Source organism: Streptomyces sp. (assembly GCF_031181555.1).
GTDB classification, from domain to species: Bacteria; Actinomycetota; Actinomycetes; order Streptomycetales; family Streptomycetaceae; genus Streptomyces; species Streptomyces fimbriatus.
This window is the reverse complement of the sequence record NZ_JAPSKQ010000307.1, coordinates 1-3,309: the sequence shown is the minus strand read 5'-3', so window position 1 is coordinate 3,309 and position 3,309 is coordinate 1. Positions and strand designations below refer to the sequence as shown.

Genomic DNA, 3,309 nt, shown 5'->3' with positions numbered 1-3,309 from the left:
CCGAAGCCCTTGTGCCGGCGGTGTCCGTGGTGGCCGGCGTGCGGGGCGCCCCACGCGGGAGGCGGCGGGGCCGCCGGGTACGCCTGCGGAGCGGCGGGCGGTGCGGGCTGGGACCACTGGGCCTCCAGCCGGGTCAGCGACTCCAGCTCGCCGTAGTCGAGGAAGATCCCTCGGCACCCGCTGCACTGCTCGATCTGGACGCCGTTGCGGTGGTAGGTGTGCATCGGCGCACGACACTTCGGACACTGCATGATCGGTTCAACTCCTCGCCGGTCGGCCCTGCTTCACACGTCGCCAGGACAGACACCGCCCGGCTCCGGTCGGTTGCACCCTAGCCGCCGGAGGTGTGCGCCGACCGGGGCGGGACCGCGGCCATGCGCGCACAGGCGTCGATCACGGACTGCTCCACCTCGTCCGGGGGCCGCCCGTCCGCCGCGGCCTTGACGATCATCCGCGCGGCGGTCTGCACGGTGAGGGCGCGGGCCGGGACGTCCAGTACGGCCCAGGGGTCACCGTCGTCGGGGACGGCCGGCCCGCCCGCGGCCCGGTAGGAGCCGAGGAACCGCCCCCACTCCTCCCCCGGCAGCAGCCCGCACGCGTACCAGGCCGCCGGACGCGCCAGATCCCAGGCGGGGACGCCCACGCCCAGATCGTCGACGTCTATCAGCCGCCAGGAACCGCCGCGGAGGCGCACGAGCTGGCCCAGGTGGAAGTCGCCGTGGCAGAGGGTGGCACGGTCCGGCAGGGGGTCCTCGGCGCGGGCCCACGGGGGCAGGGCGGCCCAGGCGCGCAGCACGGGGACGGCGGCCGGGGCGGAGCCGAGGGCCCGCAGCCGGGTGACGGCGCGGGCCGCCTCGGCCGGGCCCCGCATGGCGGGCAGCGGCGCGGGGGCGGGGGTGCGGTGCAGCCGGGCGAGCAGGGCGGCGGCGGCCTCCCACGGGGCGGCGTCGGGATCGTCCGGGTCGACGGGGACCCCGTACGGCCAGAAGGTCACGAGCCGGCCGTGCAGGGCGACCGGGCCGGGGCCGAGCGGGGGCAGGAAGACGTCCGGGAGGTCCGCGGCCGCGGTGAGGCGCCGGGTCAGCCCGACGGGGTCGGCGTCCGGGGCGTGGGCCTTCGCGACGATGTCCGCGTGGCGTACGACGGTGCCGTCGGGACGGTCGGCCAGGGTGCCGGTCGCGCCGCAGGGGCAGGCCGGGGTGCGTGCGTGGGCCATGCCTCTGACGCGGGCGGTGAGGTCGGGGAGGAGGGCGTCGGCGGTCACGGGGCTCCCTGGGGCGCGGGTCTGAAGGGAGGGTACGAGGAGTGCCTTCACCGGAGCGCCGGAGGCGACGGCAATGCCGGCGCAGCTCCCCAGCTGCGCCGGCATCTGTGCCGTCCGCCGCACCCCCGTCCCCACGGGGTTTCATGGGTGGATGTCCCCGCCCGGACCGCTCTTCCGGGCCTGGAGTCGCCGCTCAGCGCCCCAGCATCTCGCCCACGGACGACGCCTGTGTGGTCACCGTCTCCCACCCGTCGAAGACGAGGAGGAGCAGGACCGCCAGGGGAAGGGCCATCAGCGTCGCCACCAGCGGGTGGCGACGGCCCTCGCGGCGCGGCCGGAACCCGGCGGTGCCCGCCATGCGCTCCCGCGTGCGGACCGGTGTCCGCGGTGCCGTGTGGGCCATGGTCCCTCTCCTGACCGTTTCGGTTGTCGTGTTGTCGCGTTGTCGTGCGATGTCGTTGGCAGCGGCGGGCGTCCGACCTCGGGGGACGAGTGCTGCACCCGCCGCTTGACCTCAAATCTAGGGGCCCGGCGCTCCCCGGACGTCATGCCCTCGTACCGATTGCCGGGCCTCCCGGAGGATGAGCCGTGACCTGCGGTGTACTCCCCTGGGTGGAGAAGGGGTCCTACGTCTCAGGGTCATCCCGGAGGGGTCGGCCGCTCTGTCCGGCTTTCTCCGAGGTGTCCTCCCGCGGCACCGGCTGCTCCACCAGTGCGAGCACCCGGTTCGCCATGAAACGGGCCGTCCGCACGACCGTACCGTTTCGGGTGACTTCGCTCACTTCCACCACCCCCCGGCGGACCGCCGTCTCCACCCGCCGCCCGGCCCTGCTCGCCACCACCTCGTAGGTGCGCGTCGTGTCCCCCGCGTCCACGACTATCTCCACGCGGTCACCCTTCACGCGATCAATCCCCCTTCGGCGTCGGGTGGTTGGGATCGCTCGCCGGTGGACCCGGCCTGCTCGCGCGCTCCCCGTCCACCCTTCAAGTCTCCCACCGGGCACTGACAATCGATCGGTCCGAGAGGGCGCGGCCTCTGCGCACGGGCGGCCGTGGAAACGTAAGCTGTGGCACGTCACAGGACCGGGCAGCGGGGATGAACATGGCGATGATGCGCCTGAGGCGCGAGGACCCGCGCGTCGTCGGCTCTTTCAGGCTTCACCGACGGCTCGGCGCGGGCGGGATGGGCGTGGTCTACCTGGGCTCCGACAAGAAGGGGCAGCGGGTCGCGCTGAAGGTCATCCGGCCCGATCTGGCGGAGGACCAGGAGTTCCGCTCGCGGTTCGCGCGCGAGGTCTCGGCGGCACGGCGCATCCGCGGGGGCTGCACGGCGCGGCTGGTGGCCGCCGATCTCGACGCGGAACGGCCGTGGTTCGCCACCCAGTACGTGCCCGGCCCGTCGCTGCACGACAAGGTCGTGGACGAGGGGCCGCTCGGCGCGGCCGAGGTCGCCGCCATCGGCGCGGCCCTGTCCGAGGGACTGGTCGCCGTGCACGAGGCCGGCGTGGTGCACCGGGACCTGAAGCCGTCCAACATCCTGCTGTCCCCGAAGGGGCCGCGGATCATCGACTTCGGCATCGCCTGGGCGACCGGCGCCTCGACCCTCACGCACGTCGGCACCGCGGTCGGCTCGCCCGGCTTCCTCGCCCCGGAGCAGGTGCGCGGCGCCGCCGTCACCCCGGCCACGGACGTGTTCTCGCTGGGCGCCACGCTCGCGTACGCGTCGATGGGCGACTCCCCCTTCGGGCACGGCAGTTCCGAGGTGATGCTGTACCGCGTCGTGCACGAGGAGGCCCAACTGCACGGCGTCCCGGACGCCCTGGCCCCGCTCGTCCGCGCCTGCCTGGCGAAGGATCCCGAGGAGCGGCCCAGTACGCTCCAGCTCTCGCTGCGGCTCAAGGAGATCGCGGCCCGGGAGGCCCAGGGCCTCGTCGACGTCCGTCCGCCCGCGCCGCGCGACGCCGTCACGGAGCGGCCCGTCGGACGCCTCGCCGACACCCACCCGGACCGTGCTCAGGGGCGCCGGCCGGGTCAGCGCGGCGCGC

General features: G+C 74.8%; 5 protein-coding genes. 1 reads left to right on the top strand and 4 read right to left on the bottom strand.

Annotated features, from left to right (window positions below; genetic code table 11):
- The 4 genes from RIM90_RS31175 to RIM90_RS31160 all read right to left on the bottom strand — a co-directional run.
- Nucleotides 1-251, bottom strand: a 251-nt coding sequence (locus RIM90_RS31175) for a zf-TFIIB domain-containing protein (RefSeq protein ID WP_309064094.1), incomplete at its 3' end; no start/stop codon positions are given.
- Between the two features lie 80 nt (nucleotides 252-331).
- Nucleotides 332-1,264, bottom strand: coding sequence for a phosphotransferase (locus RIM90_RS31170; RefSeq protein ID WP_309064093.1), 933 nt, complete (start codon nucleotides 1,262-1,264; stop codon nucleotides 332-334).
- 193 nt (nucleotides 1,265-1,457) lie between these two features.
- Nucleotides 1,458-1,667: a hypothetical protein gene (locus RIM90_RS31165; protein ID WP_309064092.1), complete on the bottom strand. Its 210-nt coding sequence runs from the start codon at nucleotides 1,665-1,667 to the stop codon at nucleotides 1,458-1,460.
- A gap of 223 nt (nucleotides 1,668-1,890) precedes the next feature.
- Nucleotides 1,891-2,166: a hypothetical protein gene (locus RIM90_RS31160; protein WP_309064091.1), complete on the bottom strand. Its 276-nt coding sequence runs from the start codon at nucleotides 2,164-2,166 to the stop codon at nucleotides 1,891-1,893.
- Nucleotides 2,167-2,360: 194 nt separating this feature from the next.
- On the opposite strand from RIM90_RS31160, the gene RIM90_RS31155 reads away from it, so the two are divergent.
- A partial coding sequence (locus RIM90_RS31155; protein ID WP_309064090.1) for a serine/threonine-protein kinase occupies nucleotides 2,361-3,309 on the top strand: 949 nt, incomplete at its 3' end.

What these genes read in the sequence shown, in the direction of transcription:
- RIM90_RS31165 (WP_309064092.1), bottom strand. Translation starts at nt 1,667, where the DNA reads ATGGCCCACACGGCACCGCGGACACCGGTCCGCACGCGGGAGCGCATG.